19 protein-coding genes are annotated in these 19,967 nt (G+C 69.8%); 16 read left to right on the forward strand and 3 right to left on the reverse strand.

Annotated features, from left to right (window positions below):
* The first annotated feature begins 32 nt into the window (after nt 1-32).
* The 16 genes from P3F85_RS06715 (at nt 33) to P3F85_RS06790 (ending at nt 16,669) form a co-directional block, all read left to right on the forward strand.
* Nucleotides 33-788 carry a DUF4129 domain-containing protein gene (locus P3F85_RS06715; protein WP_374010468.1) on the forward strand — a complete coding sequence of 252 codons (756 nt, stop codon included), beginning with the start codon at nt 33-35 and terminating at the stop codon, nt 786-788.
* A complete protein-coding gene (locus P3F85_RS06720) occupies nt 785-1,360 on the forward strand; it encodes a hypothetical protein (protein ID WP_374010469.1) in 576 nt (191 codons plus the stop codon). Before P3F85_RS06715 ends, P3F85_RS06720 begins: the two co-directional genes overlap by 4 nt.
* Nucleotides 1,350-2,405, forward strand: a complete 1,056-nt coding sequence (locus tag P3F85_RS06725) for an AAA family ATPase (RefSeq protein WP_374010470.1) — start codon at nt 1,350-1,352, stop codon at nt 2,403-2,405. Before P3F85_RS06720 ends, P3F85_RS06725 begins: the two co-directional genes overlap by 11 nt.
* Before the next feature lie 19 nt (nt 2,406-2,424).
* Nucleotides 2,425-3,843 (forward strand): DUF58 domain-containing protein, encoded by a 1,419-nt coding sequence (locus P3F85_RS06730; protein ID WP_374010471.1) that lies wholly within the window; start codon nt 2,425-2,427, stop codon nt 3,841-3,843.
* Nucleotides 3,840-4,352 (forward strand): hypothetical protein, encoded by a 513-nt coding sequence (locus P3F85_RS06735; protein ID WP_374010472.1) that lies wholly within the window; start codon nt 3,840-3,842, stop codon nt 4,350-4,352. Before P3F85_RS06730 ends, P3F85_RS06735 begins: the two co-directional genes overlap by 4 nt.
* Nucleotides 4,353-4,593: 241 nt before the next feature.
* On the forward strand, nt 4,594-7,461 hold the full coding sequence (uvrA, locus tag P3F85_RS06740; RefSeq protein ID WP_374010888.1) for an excinuclease ABC subunit UvrA: 2,868 nt from the start codon (nt 4,594-4,596) through the stop codon (nt 7,459-7,461).
* 6 nt (nt 7,462-7,467) lie between these two features.
* Entirely contained in the window at nt 7,468-9,552 is a 2,085-nt protein-coding gene (gene uvrC / locus P3F85_RS06745; protein WP_374010473.1) for an excinuclease ABC subunit UvrC, read from the forward strand.
* A 36-nt stretch (nt 9,553-9,588) separates the two neighbouring features.
* On the forward strand, nt 9,589-10,485 hold the full coding sequence (gene rapZ, locus P3F85_RS06750; protein ID WP_374010474.1) for an RNase adapter RapZ: 897 nt from the start codon (nt 9,589-9,591) through the stop codon (nt 10,483-10,485).
* Nucleotides 10,486-10,540: 55 nt separating this feature from the next.
* Nucleotides 10,541-11,521, forward strand: a complete 981-nt coding sequence (whiA, locus tag P3F85_RS06755) for a DNA-binding protein WhiA (protein WP_374010475.1) — start codon at nt 10,541-10,543, stop codon at nt 11,519-11,521.
* A gap of 41 nt (nt 11,522-11,562) precedes the next feature.
* Entirely contained in the window at nt 11,563-12,189 is a 627-nt protein-coding gene (locus tag P3F85_RS06760) for a superoxide dismutase (protein WP_374010476.1), read from the forward strand.
* A 102-nt stretch (nt 12,190-12,291) separates the two neighbouring features.
* Nucleotides 12,292-13,296 carry a type I glyceraldehyde-3-phosphate dehydrogenase gene (gene gap / locus P3F85_RS06765; protein ID WP_374010477.1) on the forward strand — a complete coding sequence of 335 codons (1,005 nt, stop codon included), beginning with the start codon at nt 12,292-12,294 and terminating at the stop codon, nt 13,294-13,296.
* Between the two features lie 15 nt (nt 13,297-13,311).
* The gene (locus P3F85_RS06770; protein WP_374010478.1) at nt 13,312-14,529 is read left to right on the forward strand and encodes a phosphoglycerate kinase; all 1,218 of its coding nucleotides are present in this window, start codon (nt 13,312-13,314) and stop codon (nt 14,527-14,529) included.
* Nucleotides 14,517-15,320: a triose-phosphate isomerase gene (gene tpiA / locus P3F85_RS06775; protein WP_374010479.1), complete on the forward strand. Its 804-nt coding sequence runs from the start codon at nt 14,517-14,519 to the stop codon at nt 15,318-15,320. The genes P3F85_RS06770 and tpiA overlap by 13 nt, the downstream gene beginning before the upstream one ends.
* Nucleotides 15,321-15,391: 71 nt before the next feature.
* Nucleotides 15,392-15,637, forward strand: coding sequence for a preprotein translocase subunit SecG (gene secG / locus P3F85_RS06780; protein WP_018191139.1), 246 nt, complete (start codon nt 15,392-15,394; stop codon nt 15,635-15,637).
* 26 nt (nt 15,638-15,663) lie between these two features.
* Complete coding sequence (locus tag P3F85_RS06785; RefSeq protein ID WP_374010480.1) at nt 15,664-16,029, forward strand: RNA polymerase-binding protein RbpA; 366 nt, start codon at nt 15,664-15,666, stop codon at nt 16,027-16,029.
* Between the two features lie 205 nt (nt 16,030-16,234).
* Nucleotides 16,235-16,669, forward strand: a complete 435-nt coding sequence (locus P3F85_RS06790; RefSeq protein WP_374010481.1) for a hypothetical protein — start codon at nt 16,235-16,237, stop codon at nt 16,667-16,669.
* A gap of 19 nt (nt 16,670-16,688) precedes the next feature.
* On the opposite strand, the gene pgl is transcribed toward P3F85_RS06790, so the two are convergent.
* Genes pgl through zwf form a run of 3 tightly spaced genes read right to left on the reverse strand, consistent with a single transcriptional unit; the run spans nt 16,689 to nt 19,959 of the window.
* Nucleotides 16,689-17,459 carry a 6-phosphogluconolactonase gene (gene pgl, locus P3F85_RS06795; RefSeq protein ID WP_374010482.1) on the reverse strand — a complete coding sequence of 257 codons (771 nt, stop codon included), beginning with the start codon at nt 17,457-17,459 and terminating at the stop codon, nt 16,689-16,691.
* Nucleotides 17,456-18,421 carry a glucose-6-phosphate dehydrogenase assembly protein OpcA gene (locus tag P3F85_RS06800; protein WP_374010483.1) on the reverse strand — a complete coding sequence of 322 codons (966 nt, stop codon included), beginning with the start codon at nt 18,419-18,421 and terminating at the stop codon, nt 17,456-17,458. The genes pgl and P3F85_RS06800 overlap by 4 nt, the downstream gene beginning before the upstream one ends.
* Entirely contained in the window at nt 18,418-19,959 is a 1,542-nt protein-coding gene (gene zwf, locus P3F85_RS06805; RefSeq protein WP_374010484.1) for a glucose-6-phosphate dehydrogenase, read from the reverse strand. Before zwf ends, P3F85_RS06800 begins: the two co-directional genes overlap by 4 nt.
* Nucleotides 19,960-19,967 lie beyond the last annotated feature (8 nt).

Here is a 19,967-nt window from a genome sequence, read left to right on the forward strand (position 1 = left end):
CGCTTCCCGCGCGTGCGCGTTACGGTGGCAGGGTGGCTTCACGGGTGACGGGACGACGGCGCTGGACCTTCGCGGTGTGCGCCGTGCTCGTCGGCGTCGCGGTGCTGGCCGTCGCGTTCCAGGGCGCCCCCGACTTCACCGGGCCGCGCGTGCTGTTGCCCGCGGGGCCTGCCCTCACCGGCGAACCACGGCCCCAGGCGACCGGCACCAGTGTGCCGCAGGAGTCCATCCATGAGTTCCGCATCGACCTCTCGTGGGTGCTGGTCGCTCTCACCGTCCTCGCCATCGTCATCGCTCTCGCGCTGGCGTGGCGGTTCCGTCGCAGGCCGGCGCCTCCGGTAGAGCTGCCCCCGCTGATCGAGGGCACCGAGGCGGAGGTCTCCGATGCTCCCCGCGACACGGCGCACGAGCCGGAGCCCGAGCGTGTGCTGCGGGGTCTCGACCGCGCCTCCGCCGAGCTCGCCGAGGTTCGTGAGCCGCGCGACGCGATCGAGCGCGCATGGGTCGGCCTGGAGGAGGGCGCAGCCGACTCCGGCGTGCGTCGGCTGCCCGCCGAGACTCCCGCCGAGTTCACGGCGCGCGTCGTCGCTCGCGTGGCGGCCGACCAGGACGCCGCGCAGCGCTTCCTGGCGCTCTACTTGCGGGCGCGGTTCAGCAGCGCGCCCGTGGCGCCCGAGGACGTGGCGAACGCCCGCTCCGCGGTCGAGGCGCTGCGCGCATCCTGGAGCGACGGGCCGCGCGGCACCCGGGCGCCGACGTCCGCCGAGCGTTTCGGATCGCGCCCATGACGCCCACCGCGGCCCGCCCCGGCCGACCCCGGCGCCGGCTGCCACCGCGGATGCTGCGGAGGCTCATCCTCAGCGCCGTTCTGGGACTCGCTCTCGGCGCGACCGCCTGGTACCTCGGCATGGATGCGGGACATGCCGTGGGACTCGGAGCCGCTGCTTTCGCCTTCGCCGCCTGCCTGTCCGCGCTCGGCGAGGCCGCGGACGTCTCCTGGCCGGTTCCGGCCCCGGAGCCACGGCCCGGCGCACGCCGCGATCTGGTCCAGCTGGGCTGGGCGCTCGGCGCCCGCGGTGGGCGTGCGTCGCCCGAGGGCGTCCGCCGTCTGCGACTGGTGGCCGAACGCGCGCTGTCGCTGCGCGGCCTCGACCTGGAGGACCGATCCGCCGACGCCCGGCTCGAATGCCTCCTGGGTGCGGAAACGCTCCGCATGCTTCGCCGCGGCTCCGGAGTGGCGCCACCGCGGACGTCCGCCGTCGCGGCGGCGCTCACCCGGATCGAGGCGCTCCCGTCCGCGGACGGCCCCGCACCATCCTCACCGCCACCGACTCACCAGGAGGAGCCCCGTGACCGCTGACCCGCCCGCCGCATCCACACCGCCCGCCGCATCCACACCGGCCGCCGCATCCACGCCGCCGCTGCCCGTCGCGGAGGTCGCCCGGCTCGGCGCCGACGTTCTCGAGCGCGTGAGCAGCGTCGTCGTCGGAATGCGTGAGCCGCTTCGCATCGCCTTCGCGACCATCCTGGCGGGCGGTCACGTGCTCTTCGAAGACGTTCCCGGCCTGGGGAAGACGCTCGCCGCGCGCAGCATCGCCGCCGCGGTCGGGCTCGACTTCCGCCGGCTGCAGTGCACGCCCGATCTGCTGCCGTCGGACATCACCGGTTCGTTCGTGTACGTGCCGAGCACGGCGGAGTTCGAGTTCCGTCCCGGCCCCGTCTTCACAGGCCTCTTCCTGGCGGACGAGATCAACCGCACCTCGCCGAAGACGCAGTCGGCCCTGCTCGAAGCGATGGCCGAGGGGCAGGTGTCGGTGGAGGGCCGCAGCTTCCCGTTGCCGTCGCCTTTCCACGTCGTGGCGACGGCGAACCCGATCGAGTCGGAGGGCACCTACGCGCTGCCCGAGGCGCAACTCGACCGCTTCATGGTCCGCCTGAGCGTCGGGTATCCCGACGAGGCGGGGGAGTCCCGCGTCCTGCTCGCTCGGGTGTCGCGGCGCCATGAGGTCGCGACCGTCGAGCCGGTCATCGACGCGCAGACGCTGGCGGCGATGCAGGCCGGGGTGGAGGCCGTCGACGTCGACCCGGACATCGTCGCCTACTGCGTGAGGCTGGCCGCCGCGACCCGGCAGCATCGATCGGTCGAGGTCGGGGCGTCGCCGCGCGGTTCCCAGGGGCTACTGCTGGTCGCGCGTGCGCTTGCCGTCCTCGACGGGCGCGATTTCGTCATCCCGGACGATGTCAAGGCCGTGGCTGTGCCGGTTCTTGCTCACCGCCTGACGCTGACCGTCCAGGCATGGACGAGTGGAGTCAGCGCCGAGCAGGTGGTGCAGGAGGCGGTCAGCTCCGTGGCGGGGCCGCCCGCGGTGGGTGCGGCGCAGCGGGCGGAGGCGGCGGGACGATGAGCGGCGGGAGGCGGCGACCGTGACCGACACGGCGCGCATCGGCGAGAACCGCACCGGCGAGAAGCTCACCGGCGAGAAGCGCACCGACCACAGCCGCACCGCCATCCGCACCGGCTGGACCCTGAGTCCCGCTCTCGCCGGAGCCGTCGTCGTGGGCATCGTCGCGATCGCCGCCGCATTCGTGATGACGCGCGTCGAGCCGGCCCTGGTCGGCGCGCCCCTGCTGCTGTCGGCGGCGCTGAGTTGGGATCGGCGGCCGCGTCGAGAGAGTGAGGCCGCCGGAGACGCCCACGGACCGGACGGTGCCGCCGACGACATCCTGGTCGAGACCTCGGTCGCCTCGGAGGGGGCCGCGCATCCGGCTCCCGACGGTTCGGCGAGCCTGTCGGTCGCCATCCATGCGGCCGGCACTCAGCGACCCGACGCACTGCAGCTCCGGCTCGCCCTCGGGGGTGCCGCGCCGGTGGATGCGGTGCTCACCCCGGCGGCCGCCGCGCGCGTGTCCGCCGAGGTGCCCGTCGTGCACTCCGGACGGCAGCGGGTCGCGTCGATCACCGCCCGGGCCATCGGCGCGGACGCGGCCTGGGTCGGACGGGCGGGCGAGGAGGCCGCCGTCGAGCGGGTCGTGCGGCCGCGACGTGTACCGCTCCGCAGCCTCCCGCTGCCCGCCCGGCTCCTCGGATTGACCGGCCAGCACACCTCCACCCGGCCGGGCGACGGGGGCGAGTTCCGCGACATCGACGTCTTCCATCCCGGTGACCGGTTACGGCGCATCGACTGGCGGGCCACGGCGCGCGCCGGTCGCGCGGGCGAGTTGTACGTGCGCCGCACCACCGCCACCTCGGACGCCGCCGTGCACCTCGTCGTCGACGCCCGGGACGACCTGACGGGCATCGTGGCCGACTGGTCACGCGCCTACCAGCGGCCCGCGGTCTCGTCGCTCGACCTGGCACGGGAGGCGGCATCGTCGCTGGCGTTCGCCTACTCGGGAGTGGGGGATCGCGTCGGGTTCGACGACCTGGGGGAGTCGCGCCGGGTCCTTCCGCCGCGTGCCGGCGCGCGCCACCGGGAGCGGGTACTGCGCGAGATCGAACTGACGACCGCGACAGGCACGACATTCCAGCGGGTGCGGTCTCCGCGGCTGTCCCCGGGTTCGATCGTCTACGTGCTCTCCACGTTCCTCGACGATCAGCCCTCGACCCTCGCGCTGACGTGGCGGACGGCGGGCCACCGCGTCGTCGCCGTGGATGTCCTGCCGGCCCGGGATGGGCGCGACCTCACCACGCGCGAGCGGCTGGCGCTGCGCACCATCGAGGTGGAACGCCGGCTCCGTCTGCAGCAGTTGCAGGGCGGCGGCGTCGAGCTCCTGACCTGGCAGGATCCGGTCGCCCGGGAGGCGGGCGTACGCACCCTGGCGGCGGGGAGGTCGCGGCGGTGAGCGCGGACACCCCGGACCTCAGCGCCCGGACCGTTCCCGGGTGGTCGGTGCGCGCGCTGTTCGCCGCCATTGCGCTGCCGCTCGTGCTGATCGGCCTCCCGCGCGGTCCCTGGACGGTCATCGCAGCGCTCCTCGTCGGGGTCGCGGTGTGGCGGCCGCGCTGGCTGACCGCCTGGGTGCTGCTGGGTGTCCTGGTGCTGTCCTCGCTCGCGGAGCCGGGATCGCTGACCCCGCGCCTCCTCGCCCTCGTCGCAGGCGTGCACGCGCTGCACATCCTCGGCTCCTGGATGCTGACGGTGCCGATCGCGGCACGGTTGCAGCCGGCGGTGCTGCTGCCGTCTCTGCGCCGGTTCGTCCTCGTCCAGGTGCCCGCTCAGGTGCTCGCCGTCGCGATCCTCCTCGCCGCGGGTCGCGCGTCCATCCCAGCCCTCGCGATCGTGTCCGGGCTCGCTCTCGCCGGGGTCGTCGCGATGTTCGTTCCGCCGCTGCTGCGGCGTCCGCGGCCCTGAGGGGAGGCGCGGGGGTACGAATGTCGGTGGTCGCGCCTAGACTCGCGCCTGCAGGGATGCCCCTTGCCGACGCGATAGAATCGAACACACGTTCGACATCCCGGACGGGGTGCGCGGTGGGCGAACAGCCCCGAAATCACAGCATGGATGGCGGAGAATAGAGCGAGTGAGCAGCGGGCGAGTGAACAACGATCGAGAGCACGGCGAGACCGGGAGCACGGCATCCCGGAACATCAGCAGGGTGACGGGTTCGCACCTCAGCGTGCGCGGAGCACGCGTGCACAATCTGCACAACGTCGACCTCGAGATTCCGCGCGATTCCATGGTGGTCTTCACGGGACTGTCGGGATCGGGAAAGTCGTCGCTCGCGTTCGACACCATCTTCGCGGAGGGGCAGCGCCGGTACGTCGAGTCCCTGTCCGCCTACGCGCGTCAGTTCCTGGGACAGGTGGACCGCCCGGATGTCGACTTCATCGAGGGCCTGAGCCCCGCGGTGTCGATCGACCAGAAGTCGACCAACCGCAACCCGCGTTCGACCGTCGGCACGATCACCGAGATCTACGACTACATGCGTCTGCTGTGGGCGCGCATCGGGGTGCCGCACTGCCCGATCTGCGGTGAGCGCATCCAGCGCCAGACCGTGCAGCAGATCGCCGACCAGCTGATGGAGCTGGAGGTGGGCACGCGGTACATGGTCGTCAGCCCGGTGATCTCGCAGAAGAAGGGCGAGTTCGTCGACCTGTTCAAGGAGCTGGCCGCGAGCGGCTACTCCCGCGCGCTGGTCGACGGCCAGCAGGTGCAGCTGTCCGACCCGCCGACCCTCAAGAAGCAGATCAAGCACGACATCTCGGTCGTCGTCGACCGCCTGGTCGCCGGCCCCGACATCCTCGGCCGGCTCACCGACTCCCTCGAGACGGCGCTCCGGCTCACGGACGGTCTGGTCCAGGTCAACTACGTCGACCGCGAGGGTGCGGACGCGTGGCAGAACTTCAGCGAGAAGCTGTCCTGCCCGAACGGCCATCCCATCCAGCTGACCGAGATCGAGCCGCGGACCTTCTCGTTCAACGCCCCGTTCGGAGCCTGCCCCGAGTGCTCCGGCCTCGGCACCCGCATGTCGGTCGACGACGAGCTGCTGCTGGGCGACGACTCCCTGAGCATCGCCGAGGGCGTCATCGTCCCGTGGACCACGCAGGGGAAGGGACTCTTCAACTACTACGAGAAGCTGCTGGACGGCCTCGCGCGCGACCTGAAGTTCTCGCTCAAGACCCCGTGGAGCAAGCTTCCGGACAACGTGAAGGACGCGGTCCTGCACGGTGACAACTTCGAGGTCAAGGTGCGGTGGAAGAACCGCTACGGCCGCGAGATGTCCTACACGTCGGGCTTCGAGGGCGTGGTGCCGTACATCGAGCGTCAGTATTTGCAGGCCGAGACGGATACGCAGCGGGCCCGCTGGTCCGAGTACCTCCGTGAGGTGCCCTGCCCGGTGTGCGGCGGCAAGCGCCTCAAGCCCGAGGTGCTCGCGGTCAAGGTGCACGGCGCCAGCATCGCCGACGCTTCGCTGCTCAGCCTGAGCGACGCTCGCGCGTTCATGGAGGAGCTGCACCTGACCGAGCGCGAGCAGAAGATCGGCGCGCAGGTGCTGCGCGAGATCAAGATCCGCCTCGACTTCCTCATCCAGGTCGGGCTCAGCTACCTCGACCTCGCCCGCGCGGCCGGCACCCTCTCCGGCGGAGAGGCGCAGCGCATCCGCCTGGCGACCCAGATCGGCTCGGGCCTGACCGGCGTGCTCTACGTGCTCGACGAGCCGAGCATCGGCCTGCACCAGCGCGACAACCGGCGCCTGATCGAGACGCTCGTCGCCCTGCGCGACCTGGGCAACACGCTGATCGTGGTCGAGCACGACGAGGACACCATCCGGACCGCCGACTGGATCGTCGACATCGGCCCGGGCGCCGGGGTGAACGGCGGCAACGTCGTCCACTCGGGGTCGTACGACCAGCTGCTGAAGAACACCGACTCGCTGACCGGCGACTACCTGGCCGGCCGTCGGGAGATACCGATCCCGGCCAAGCGGCGCAAGATCGACAAGAAGCGCATGATCCGGGTGGTGGATGCGGAGGCCAACAACCTGAAGAAGGTCACGGTCGACTTCCCGCTCGGCACGTTCGTCGCGGTCACCGGTGTCTCCGGGTCCGGCAAGTCGTCGCTCGTGAACGACATCCTGTACCGGGTCATGGCGAACAAGCTCAACGGCGCCCGCAAGGTCCCGGGCAAGCACCGCACGGTGACCGGACTCGAGAACCTCGACAAGGTCGTGCACGTCGACCAGGCGCCGATCGGCCGCACGCCGCGGTCCAACCCGGCGACCTACACCGGCGTCTTCGACCGCATCCGGAACCTCTTCGCCGAGACCCCCGAGGCCAAGGTGCGGGGCTACCTGCCCGGCCGGTTCAGCTTCAACGTCAAGGGCGGGCGCTGCGAGGCGTGCTCGGGCGACGGCACCATCAAGATCGAGATGAACTTCCTGCCCGACGTCTACGTGGCGTGCGAGGTGTGCGGGGGAGCGCGGTACAACCGCGACACCCTCTCCGTGCACTACAAGGGCAAGAACATCGCCGAGGTGCTCGACATGCCGATCAGCGAGGCGGCGGAGTTCTTCAAGCCGATCTCGGCCATCCACCGCTTCCTGCAGACGCTCGTCGACGTGGGCCTCGGTTACGTCCGGCTCGGCCAGAGCGCCACGACGCTCTCCGGCGGCGAGGCGCAGCGCGTGAAGCTGGCGACCGAGCTCCAGCGGCGCTCCAACGGGCGCAGCGTGTACGTGCTCGACGAGCCGACCACCGGTCTGCACTTCGAGGATGTGCGCAAGCTTCTGCTGGTGCTGAACGGCCTGCTCGACAAGGGCAACACCGTCATCGTCATCGAGCACAACCTCGACGTCATCAAGTCGGCCGACTGGATCATCGACATGGGTCCGGAGGGCGGCGCCGGCGGCGGCGAGGTCATCGCGACCGGGACCCCGGAGCGGGTGGCCGACACTCCCGGCAGCCACACCGGCTTCTTCCTCAAGGAGATCCTGCAGGGCGAGTCCGCCCGGGGCGCCGCGTAGGCGACCGTGGCCGACACCGTCAGCTACCGGCCGAAGGCCGGCGAGATCCCGACCCAGCCGGGCGTTTACCGGTTCCGTGACAAGAACCGGCGCGTGCTCTACGTGGGCAAGGCGAAGAACCTGCGGGCGCGGCTGAGCAACTACTTCCAGCCGCTCCGCAGCCTCCACGAGCGCACGCGCCGCATGGTCACGACCGCGTCCAGCGTCGAGTGGACGGTCGTGGGCACCGAGTACGAGGCCCTCCAGCTCGAGTACACGTGGATCAAGGAGTTCAATCCGCCGTTCAACGTCAAGTTCCGCGACGACAAGACCTACCCGTACCTGGCGGTGACGCTCGGCGATCGCATCCCCCGGGTGATGATCACCCGCAACCGGAACATCAAGGACGCGCGCTATTTCGGGCCGTACACGAAGGTCTGGGCGATCCGCGAGACGGTCGACCTCATGCTCAAGGCGTTCCCGATGCGGAGCTGCTCCGACGGCGTCTACCGCCGGGCGGAGCTGACCGGCCGCCCGTGCCTCCTGGGCGACATCGGCAAGTGCGCCGCGCCCTGCGTCGGGAGGATCAGCCCAGAGGACCACAAGTCCCTGGCGATCGACTTCGCCTCCTTCATGGCCGGCAACGACAGCAGCTACCTGCGCGACCTCACGGACCGGATGAAGCAGGCCGCGAGCACGATGGACTACGAGGCCGCCGCACGGCACCGGGACGCCATCCAGGCGCTCGAGGGCGTGCTCGGCAAGAGCGCGGTCGTCCTGACCGAGAGCGTGGACGCCGACGTGTTCGGGATCGCCCACGACGAGCTGGCCGCAGCGGTGACGCAGTTCATCGTCCGGGGTGGGCGCGTGCGCGGTGTCCGCAGCTGGGTCGTCGACAAAGAGCTGGATGTGGAGCTCGGCGAGCTCGTCGAGACCGTCGTGCAGAACGCCTACGACGGGCCGGACGCCCCGCCCCGCGAGATCATCGTCCCCGAGCTCCCGGAGGACACCGCGGAGCTGGAGCAGTGGCTCACGCAGCGCCGCCGCGAGACGCCCGACCCCTCGGCCGCGCGCGGCCGCCATACCGGCCGGGTCGAGCTCAAGACCGCCCAGCGCGGCGAGAAGGCCGCCCTCGCGCAGACCGTCTCGATGAACGCCAAGAACGCGCTCGTCCTGTACAAGACCCGGCGCAGTTCCGACTTCGTCGCGCGCTCGAAGGCGCTCAACGACATCCAGGATGCGCTCGGGATGGAGGACGCACCGCTGCGGATGGAGTGCTACGACGTCTCCCACCTCAGCGGCACGAACATCGTCGCGTCGATGGTCGTCTTCGAGGACGGCCTGCCCCGGAAGGACCAGTACCGCCGGTTCAGCATCCCCGAGTCCACCGACGACACCGAGTCGATCTACCAGGTGATCTCGCGCCGCCTGGCCTACCTGAAAGATGCGCCGGATGCGGCCCCCGACCCGATCGCGGGCCAGGCGGAGCGTGCGGAGGCGGACCAGGCGGAGGCGGACCAGGCCGACGAGGACACCGCGCTCGACGCCGAGGGCGCCGCGGGAGCCGACGCAGTGGTCGAGGAGGCCGCCGAACGCCGGCGCCGCAAGTTCTCGTACCCGCCGAACCTGCTCATCGTCGACGGCGGCCAGCCGCAGGTCGCCGCCGCGAAGCGGGCGCTCGACGAGTCGGGCGTGACGGGCATCCAGCTCGCGGGCATCGCCAAGCGCCTGGAGGAGATCTGGCTGCCCGACTCCGACTTCCCGGTCATCTTGCCGCGCAACAGCGACGCGCTGTTCCTCATCCAGCGCCTGCGGGATGAGGCGCACCGGTTCGCGATCACGTACCAGCGGGCGAGGCGCAAGCGCGACATCGGGACCGTGCTGGGCGAGATCCCGGGCCTGGGCCCGTCGCGCGTGAAGGAGCTGCTGAAGCACTTCGGCTCGGTCGCGCAACTGCGCAAGGCGACCCCCGAGCAGATCGCCGAAGTGCGCGGGGTCGGGATGCGCACGGCCACCGCCGTGTTCGAGCGGCTGGCCGAGGGCTCCCGCGGCGAGGGCGACCCCACCGATGCGCGCCCCGAAGACGGCACCGCGGCCCGCGCCAGTCGCTAGGCTGGAGACACACCAGGCAGCGGAGGAGACCGGTCCATGGCCACCGACGGCGACACAGTCGCAAACGCCCAGCAGCAACAAGAAGTGCTCATCGTCACCGGCATGTCGGGCGCCGGTCGCTCGACCGTCGCCAACGCGCTCGAAGACCTCGATTGGTACGTGGTCGACAACCTGCCGCCGCAGATGCTGCGGCCACTGGTCGAGCTCGCCAACCGCGCGGAGTCCGGCCTGCCGCGCATCGCCGCGGTGGTGGACGTGCGCGGGCGCAACTTCTTCTCCGACCTGCGCGAGATGATCCTCAGCCTGCGCGAGGGCACCAAGGTGCGCGTCCTGTTCCTGGAGGCGTCGGATGCGGTGCTCGTGCGCCGCTTCGAGCAGGTGCGCCGGCCGCACCCTCTGCAGGGCGACGGCACCATCCTCGACGGCATCTCCGCGGAGCGCACGCGGCTGCGTGAGATCCGGGAGGCCGCCGACATCATCGTCGACACCACCGACCTCAACATCCACCAGCTGGCGACCAACATCACCGACACCTTCGCAGCGGAGGACGCGGCCGGCGTGCAGGTCACGGTGATGAGCTTCGGATTCAAGTACGGGCTGCCCGCCGATGCCGACATGGTGGCCGACGCCCGGTTCCTCCCGAACCCGTTCTGGAACCCCGAACTGCGGCCGCACACCGGCCTCGATGAGGTGGTCCGCGACTTCGTGCTCCAGCAGAGCGGGGCCGACGAATTCATCGACGGCTATGTGTCGGCGCTGAAGCCGATCATGGCCGGCTACCAGCGCGAGAACAAACGTCACGCTCTGATCGCGATAGGCTGCACCGGAGGAAAGCACCGGTCCGTCGCGATTGCGGAAGAGCTCGCGGCACGGTTGCGCAGTTTCCCGGGTCTGGCGGTGAACACCAAACACCGCGACCTCGGCCGTGAATGATCCCGGCCCATCCATCCACGGCACCACCCCCGCCATGAGACAGTAAGGAATCCGATTGGCTCTCACCTCCGACGTCAAGGACGAGCTCACGAAGGTCGAGGTCAGCAAGACCACGGTCCGCGCGGCCGAACTCGCGACCATCCTCCGGTTCTCGGGCGGTCTGCACCTCATCGGCGGCCGGATCGCGGTGGAGAGCGAGCTGGACACGCCCGAGCTGGCGCGGCGCGTCCGCAAAGACCTGGCGGAGCTCTACGGCGTCCGCAGCGACGTGTCGGTGATCTCGGCGTCCGGGCTCCGGCGCATCAGCCAGTACCTCGTTCGCGTGCTCGACGGCGGAGAGACGCTGGCACGGCAGACCGGGCTCCTGGATGCGCGTCGCCGGCCGATCCGCGGCCTCCCGAACCGGCTGACCACGGGCTCCCGCGACGAGCTGGCCGCCGTCTGGCGTGGCGCGTTCCTGGCGCACGGGTCGCTCACCGACCCGGGCCGTTCTGCCGCCCTCGAGGTCACCTGCCCGGGCAACGAGGCCGCCATGGCTCTCGTCGGCGCGGCGGGCCGGCTCGGCATCTCCGCCAAGGCGCGCGAGGTCCGCGGTGTGCACCGTGTGGTCATCCGGGACGGCGAGGCGATCAGCGCGATGCTGGTGGCGATGGGCGCCGTCGAGACGGTGAAGAACTGGGAGGAGCTGCGCCAGCGCCGCGAGGTGCGGGCCAACGCGAACCGCCTCGTCAACTTCGACGATGCCAACCTGCGACGCTCCGCCCAGGCGGCCGTCGCCGCGTGCTCCCGCGTCCAGCGGGCGCTCGAGATCCTCGGCCCCGACGTCCCGAAGCACCTCCAGTACGCGGGTGAGCTGCGCCTGGCGCACCGCGACGCCAGCCTCGACGAGCTCGGCCACCACGCCGATCCGCCCATGACGAAGGACGCCGTGGCGGGTCGGATCCGCCGGCTCCTCGCGATGGCGGACAAGCGCGCGAGCGACCTGGGGATCCCGGGCACCGACGCCAACCTCCCCGCCGATCTGGACGAGGTGTAGTTTTTCAAGGGTCGAATCACAACACAAAGTGGAGATGAGTAATGGCTGACTACACGCTGCCGGACCTTCCGTACGACTACTCGGCTCTCGAGCCGAACATCAGTGGGCGGATCATGGAGCTGCACCACGACAAGCACCACAAGACGTACGTCGACGGCGCCAACACCGCCCTGGCGAAGCTGGCCGAGGCCCGCGACGCCGACGACCTGACGTACGTCAACAAGCTGGAGAAGGACCTGGCGTTCAACCTCGCCGGTCACGTCAACCACACCGTGTTCTGGAACAACCTCTCGCCGGACGGCGGCGACAAGCCGGTCGGCGAACTCGCCGCTGCGATCGACGAGTTCTTCGGGTCGTTCGACAAGTTCCGCGCGCACTTCACGGCGTCGGCGCTCGGCATCCAGGGCTCCGGCTGGTCGATCCTGGCCTGGGACTCGCTGGGACAGAAGCTCATCATCGAGCAGCTGTACGACCACCAGGGCAACCTCGCCGCTGCGACCGTTCCGCTGCTGATGCTGGATATGTGGGAGCACGCTTTCTACCTCGACTACGTCAACGTGAAGGCCGACTACGTCAAGGCGTTCTGGAACATCACCAACTGGTCCGACGTCAACGACCGCTTCGTCCGCACCCGCGAGAAGACCGCGGGTCTGCTGCTACTGTCGTAACCAGGTTGGCGTCCCGGGAGGGAGCCTCCCGGGACGCCGACGTCCGCCACAACCACAACACACGTGCGCCGTGCGGCGCCCATCGAGTAACTGGAGACATCTGTGTCCGTAAAGATCGGAATCAACGGGTTCGGTCGCATTGGTCGTAACTACCTGCGCGCCGCCCTCGCGAAGGGCAGCGACCTCGAAGTCGTCGCGGTGAACGACCTCACCGACAACAAGACGCTCGCGCACCTGCTCAAGTACGACTCCATCACGGGCCGTCTCGACGCGACCGTCGAGCTCGACGGCGACAACATCGTCGTCAACGGCAAGCCGATCAAGGTGCTCGCCGAGCGCGACCCCGCGAACCTCGGCTGGGGAGACCTGGGCGTCGACATCGTGATCGAGTCGACCGGACGCTTCACGAAGGCCGACGACGCGCGCAAGCACATCGAGGCGGGCGCCAAGAAGGTCATCATCTCCGCTCCGGCGACGGGTGAGGACGCGACGTTCGTCATGGGTGTCAACGAGCACCTGTACGACCCCGCCGCGCACAACATCATCTCGAACGCCTCCTGCACCACGAACTGCCTGGCGCCGCTGGCGAAGGTCTTCAATGACGAGTTCGGCATCGAGCGCGGTCTGATGACCACGGTCCACGCCTACACCGCCGACCAGAACCTGCAGGACGGCCCCCACAGCGACCTCCGCCGCGCCCGCGCCGCCGCGATCAACATCGTCCCGACCTCGACCGGTGCGGCCAAGGCCATCGGCCTGGTCCTCCCGGAGCTGAAGGGCAAGCTCGACGGCTTCGCTCTCCGCGTCCCGGTGCCCACCGGCTCCATCACCGACCTCACGGTCACCGCTTCGCGCCCGGTCACGGTCGACGAGGTCAAGGCTGCGTACAAGAAGGCTGCCGAGGGTCCGCTCAAGGGCATCCTGAAGTACACCGAGGACGAGATCGTCTCGAGCGACATCGTCTCCGACCCGCACTCCTCGATCTTCGACTCGGGCCTGCTGCGCGTCCTCGGCGACCAGGTCAAGCTCTCGAGCTGGTACGACAACGAGTGGGGCTACTCCAACCGTCTGGTCGACCTGACCGAGTACGTGGCCGACCGCCTCTAACGACAGGGAACCGACGTGACGCTCCGCACTCTCGACTCACTCGGTTCGCTCGCCGGCAAGCGGGTCGTCGTCCGCTGTGATCTGAATGTGCCGCTCGACGGCACGACGATCACGGACGACGGTCGTGTGCGAGCGTCGATTCCCACCCTGAATGCCCTGATCAGTCAGGGCGCGAAGGTGGTCGTGATCTCCCATCTGGGACGCCCTGACGGCGCTCCGGATGCCAAGTACAGTCTGGCCCCGGTGGCCCAGCGGCTCTCCGAGCTGCTGGGCCTGCCGGTCACCTTCGCGCACGACACCGTCGGCTCCGGCGCGAAGGACGCCGTCGACCGCCTGAAGGGCGGCGACATCGCCCTGCTCGAGAACCTCCGATTCAACCCGGGGGAGACCGCGAAGGACGAGGGGGAGCGCACGGCGTTCGCCGAGAAGCTCGCCGCGTTCGGCGACGCGTTCGTGTCCGACGGCTTCGGCGTCGTGCACCGCAAGCAGGCCAGCGTGTACGAGCTCGCGCAGCTGTTGCCGAGCGCCGCCGGCACCCTCATCCAGGCAGAGCTCGAGGTCCTCGATCGGCTGACCGAGAACCCGGAGCGACCGTACGCGGTCGTCCTCGGTGGTTCGAAGGTCTCCGACAAGCTGGGCGTCATCGGGCACCTGCTGCCCAAGGTGAACTCGCTGCTGATCGGCGGAGGGATGCTGTTCACCTTCCTCGCCGCGAAGGGCCTGAAGGTCGGATCGAGCCTGCTCGAGGCCGACCAGATCGACACCGTGAAGGGCTACCTCGCCACCGCCGAAGAGCTCGGTGTCGAGATCGTCCTCCCGCGCGATGTCGTCGTCGCCTCGAAGTTCGCCGCGGACGCGGAGCACGTCGTGCGTCCCGTCGACGCCATCGAGGACACCGACTGGGGTGACAAGGGCCTGGGGCTCGACATCGGACCGGAGACGGCCGAGCTGTTCTCCGAGTACGTGCGGGGCGCCCGCACCGTATTCTGGAACGGCCCGATGGGCGTCTTCGAACTCGCGCCGTTCGCGGCGGGGACGAAGGCGGTCGCGCAGGCCCTCACCGAGGTCGACGGCCTGAGCGTCGTCGGTGGAGGCGACTCCGCCGCCGCCGTCCGCGCGCTCGGCTTCCGCGATGACCAATTCGGCCACATCTCGACGGGCGGCGGGGCGAGCCTCGAGTTCCTCGAAGGCAAACGACTCCCCGGACTGGAGGTCCTCGGATGGCAGCAGTGAGCCCCTCGGTGCGGCGCGTCCCGCTCATCGCCGGCAACTGGAAGATGAACCTGGACCACCTCCAGGCGATCGCCTTCGTGCAGAAGCTCGCATGGACGTTGAAGGACGCCGCTCACGACTTCTCCGCGGTGGAGGTGGCGGTGTTCCCGCCTTTCACCGACCTCCGCAGCGTGCAGACGCTGATCTCGGCCGACAAGCTTCCGCTCGCCTTCGGCGGTCAGGACGTCTCGGAGCACGAGTCCGGCGCGTACACCGGCGAGATCTCGGCCGCGTTCCTGGCGGCGCTCGAGTGCCGCTACGTCATCATCGGTCACTCGGAGCGGCGCACGCTGCACGCGGAGACCGACGAGCAGGTGGCCGGAAAGGTCGCGGCCGCTCTCTCGCATAACATCGCGCCGATCATCTGCGTCGGCGAGACGGCAGAGGATCTCGAGGTCCACGGCGCCAGCGCGGTGCCGGTCGCCCAGCTGCGCGCTGCGCTCGCCCGGGTCGACTCGGCCGCTGACTTCGTCGTCGCGTACGAGCCCGTATGGGCCATCGGTTCCGGTCACGCGGCGACGCCCGAGCAGGCGGAGCAGGTCTGCGCCGCACTGCGTGCCGTCATCGCCGAGGTGCTCGGCGACGACGTGGCCGCCAAGACGCGCATCCTCTACGGCGGTTCGGTGAAGTCGGACAACATCGCCGGCTTCATGCGCGAGCCGAACGTCGACGGCGCGCTCGTCGGCGGCGCCAGCCTCGACGTGACCGAGTTCGCGGCGATCGTGCGGTATCAGAAGCACGTCGGTCTCTGACCGGCGTCGCACGGTATACTGGCCGTTGGCTTTCCCCGGGCTCGGCCCGGACGCTTCCCGAAAGGTTTCCTGTGCTCATTCTCCAGGTCGTCCTGCAGGTGCTGCTGGGCATCACCAGCCTCCTGCTGACGCTGCTCATCCTCCTGCACAAGGGTCGCGGCGGCGGTCTCTCCGACATGTTCGGCGGCGGCGTCACCTCGAACCTCGGCGCGTCGGGCGTCGCCGAGCGCAACCTCAACCGGATCACGGTCATCCTTGGCCTGATCTGGATCACGTGCATCGTGGTGCTCGGTTTGATCACCAAGTTCAGCGCGTAAGCGCGTCACTGTAGAAGGAGAACAGCATGGCTTCCGGAGGCAGTGCAATCCGCGGCTCGCGCGTCGGCGCGGGTCCCATGGGCGAGCAGGACCGCGGTTTCCACGCGGAGCGCGTCGCCGTGTCCTATTGGGACGCGCTCGGCAACGAGACCGTCCGTTACTTCGCGGCCAACCTCCCCGAGGAGGAGATCCCCGACGTCATCGACTCGCCGTCCTCCGGCCTGCCCGCCGGCCGCGACAAGGAGAACCCGCCGTCGGTCGCGAAGGCCGAGCCGTACAAGACGCACCTCGCCTACGTGAAGGAGCGCCGCAGCGAGGAGGAGGCCGAGCAGCTGCTCGAAGACGCCCTCAACCAGCTGCGCACCCGCCGCGGTCGCCCCACGAGCGAGTAACCCCCTCGCGCACCAAGGCCGTCCACCCCTCAGGTGGGCGGCCTTCTTTGCGCCTGCAGGCAAGACATTCGTCACGAATCGTCGCTCTGGGGGTGTCAAAACGTACATTCGTCACGAATCGTCGCTCTGGGGGAGTCACAACGCACATTCGGCACGAATGCTCGGCCCGCGGTGCGGCTACACTGCGTGCCAGTGGAGGTGCGGGATGCGGGGAGCGGGGGACGACAGCGCTGGCGTTGCGCGCGCACTTGGGGATCAGGTCGGCCGCGCGAGCCTGCTGGGCGTGCTCGCGCACGCGATCGAGTCGGCGGAGGCCGCAGAGCGCCTGCTGACGCAGTACGACCACGGCGCCCCACCGACCGCCGCGGACGCTCGACGGAGCCTTCGCCTTCGCGTCGCCTTCGCCGAGCTGCAGCACTGGGCCGACGAACTCGACCTGACCGGACCCGACGCCGAAGTCAGAGACGAGGCGTCGCGCTTGCTGGCGTTCTACCTGCACCTGCTGACGCACGCGTTCGACCGGGGCATCAGCACCGCAGGGCGCGACCGGTTGGCGATCCGCAGTCGCGGACCACTCACCGGCGCGCCCTGCGCGCGCCTGACGACACTCCGGGAGCGAGTCAGCGGCTGGAGCCAGTAGCCGGAGTCAGTAGCTGCCCTCAGTAGCTCGGAGCGATGAGGTTCTCGGGAACGTCGACCGCAGCATCCTTGTCCACGAAGAACACGGTGCGCTTGCGGCCCTTCGCCCCGGCGACCGGGACCTCGGTGTAGCTGGCGCCTGCGAGGGCGAGGCCGAGGGCGCTGGCCTTGTCGGTGCCGGCCAGCACCAGCCAGATGCGGTCCGAGGAGTTGATCACCGGACGGGTCAGGCTGAGCCGCTGCGGCGGCGGCTTCGGCGACTCGCGCTCGGCGATCACCGCGAGCTCGGTCTCCCGGATTCCCGGGCGGTCGGGGAACAGGGACGCGATGTGCCCGTCCGGTCCCACGCCGAGGAACATGATGTCGAACTTCGGAATCGGCAGCCCGTCCGTGCCGAACGCCTCGAGCTCAGCCGCGTACACCCGCGCTGCCTCGTCGATGTCCGGGATCTCGTCCGACGCCGGGAACGGATGGACGTTCTCCGGCGGAACGGCGATGTGGTCCAGCAGTGCCTCGCGCGCCTGGCGCTCGTTCCGCTCGGGATCGTCCCGCGGCACGAACCGCTCGTCGCCCCACCAGAAGTGCACCTTCGACCAGTCGATGGTGTCGCGGGCGGGGGAGGAGTTGACCGCCTCCAGGACCGCGATGCCCATCGTTCCGCCGGTCAGCGCGATGTTCGCGCGGCCGAGGTCGTCGAGGATGTCGATCGTCTTGGTGAGGAAACGCGCCGCCACCGATGCCGCAAGGGCTTCCTTGTCGGGGTGGACGAGCACCCGCCGTTCGTTCGTCATGCCCTGGCGCCTGCTCCTTCGTCTGAGGTCTCCAGCAGTGCGAGACCCTTCGTGATCACCTCTCCGTAGAGGTCGTCCGGGTCCAGCCTACGCAGTTCTTCGGCGAGGCAGTCACGCAGGCTCCGGCGCGGCAGGGACAGGTCGTGCGATGGCTGTCCCGGCTGCGAGAGGTGCGCGACGTTCGGGACCTCGCGCTGGAGCTCGATGACGCCGGACGCCCGCTCCATCTTCACCCCGTGGATGCCGCCGGAGCCGATCGCGCGCGAGGCGAGGTCGTACTTCACCGGCACCTGGAGCTGCAGCCGCAGCCACGCGGCGAGGAGGAGCGTCGAGGGGGAGTCCGCGGCACCCGCAACGTCGACGCCCGTGATGGGCTCGTAGGGCGGCTGGTCGAGGACGGCGGCGAGCTGTGCACGCCACAGGGTCAGGCGGGTCCAGGCGAAGTCGGTGTCGCCGGGAGCGTACGTCTGGCCCAGGTGGAACAGGAAGTCCTGCGGGTTCGGCTGAGCCGACGCGTCCGTGATCCGGCGCGTCGCGATGCGGCCGAGGGGCGAGGTGGACGCCTTCTCGGGCGCGATGCCCGGCCACCAGACCACGACCGGGGCGTCGGGGAGGAGCAGGCCGGTGACCAGTCCCTCCTCGTCGCTGGCGGTCTCGCCGTAGGCGCGCAGCACGATCACCTCGCTGGCGCCCGCGTCACCGCCCACGCGGATCTGGGCGTCGAGGCGTGCCTCGTCGCCCTTGTGGACGCCGTCGTCGTCGGTCGAGACGACGATGACGCGCATCGGGTGCTCGCGGGAGGCGTCGTTAGCCGCCTCGATCGCCTCCTCCTCCTGCCCCAGGTGGGTGGCGATGATGAGGGTGAGGACGCGGCCCAGGGCAACGGCTCCACCCTCCTCGCGGATCTTGACGAGCGCCTTCGAAATGTTGCTGACGGTCGTTGCGGGAAGATCGACGATCATGGACGCCTCCAGACGCGGCCGTCACGAGCGAGCAGCTCGTCAGCCGACTTCGGGCCCCAGGTTCCGGGGCGGTACTGCTCGGGCTGGCCCTGCGTGGCCCAGAAGTCCTCGATCGGGTCGAGGATCTTCCAGGAGAGCTCGACCTCCTCGTGGCGGGGGAACAGCGGCGGGTCGCCGAGCAGCACATCCAGGATGAGTCGCTCGTACGCTTCGGGGCTGGCCTCCGTGAACGCGTGGCCGTAGCCGAAGTCCATGCTCACGTCGCGCACCTGCATACCGGCGCCGGGGACCTTCGAGCCGAAGCGGATGGTCACACCTTCGTCGGGCTGCACGCGGATCACGAGCGCGTTCTGGCCGAGCGCGCTGGTCTGCGATTCCGCGAACAGCTGCTGGGGAGCACGCTTGAACACGACCGCGATCTCGGTGACGCGGCGGCCCAGGCGCTTGCCGGCGCGCAGGTAGAACGGGACGCCGGCCCAGCGGCGGGTGCCGATGTCCAGCTTGATGGCCGCGTAGGTCTCGGTCGTGGAGTGGGGATTCATCCCGTCCTCCTCGAGGAAGCCGACGACCTTCTCGCCGCCCTGCCAGCCGCTGCCGTACTGGCCGCGGGCGGTGGAGGTCGAGAGGTCCTTCGGCAGCCGGACGGCGGCGAGCACCTTCTCCTTCTCGGCGCGGAGGTCCGCGGCGTTGAACGAGATGGGCTCCTCCATCGCCGTGAGCGCGAGCAGCTGCAGCAGGTGGTTCTGGATGACGTCGCGCGCCGCCCCGATGCCGTCGTAGTAGCCGGCACGGCCGCCCACGCCGATGTCCTCCGCCATGGTGATCTGCACGTGGTCGACGTAGTTCGCGTTCCAGATCGGCTCGTACAGCTCGTTGGCGAAGCGCAGCGCCAGGATGTTCTGGACCGTCTCCTTGCCGAGGTAGTGGTCGATCCGGAACACCGAGTCCGGCGGGAACACGGTCTCGACGACCGCGTTCAGCTCGCGAGCCGACTGCAGGTCGTGACCGAACGGCTTCTCGATGACGACGCGGCGCCAGCCGTCGCCGGACTGGTCCGCCAGCCCGGAGCGCTTCAGCTGCTCCGTGACGATCGGGAAGGCCTTCGGCGGGATGGACAGGTAGAACGCGTGGTTGCCCATGGTGCCGCGTTCCACATCCAGCTCTTCGACGGTCTGCTTGAGACGTCGGAAAGCGTCGTCGTCGTCGAATTCTCCCGGAACGAAGCGGATGCCCTGCGCGAGCTGCTGCCACACATCGTCGTCGAACGGCGTGCGTGCGTACTGCTTGACCGCGTCGTAGACGACCTTTTCGAAGTCCTGGTCCTCCCAGTCGCGCCGGGCGAACCCGACGAGGGAGAACCCGGGCGGCAGCAGGCCGCGGTTCGCGAGGTCGTACACCGCGGGCATCAGCTTCTTGCGGGACAGGTCACCTGTCACGCCGAAGATGATGAGGCTGCTGGGGCCCGCAATGCGGTTGAGGCGGCGGTCGGAGGGCAACCGCAACGGGTTGAACTCCGGAGTGATTTCCACCGGTGACAAGTGACTGG

This window comes from Leifsonia sp. T36S-04, from assembly GCF_042465655.1.
In the GTDB taxonomy this organism is placed as follows: Bacteria; Actinomycetota; Actinomycetes; order Actinomycetales; family Microbacteriaceae; genus Leifsonia.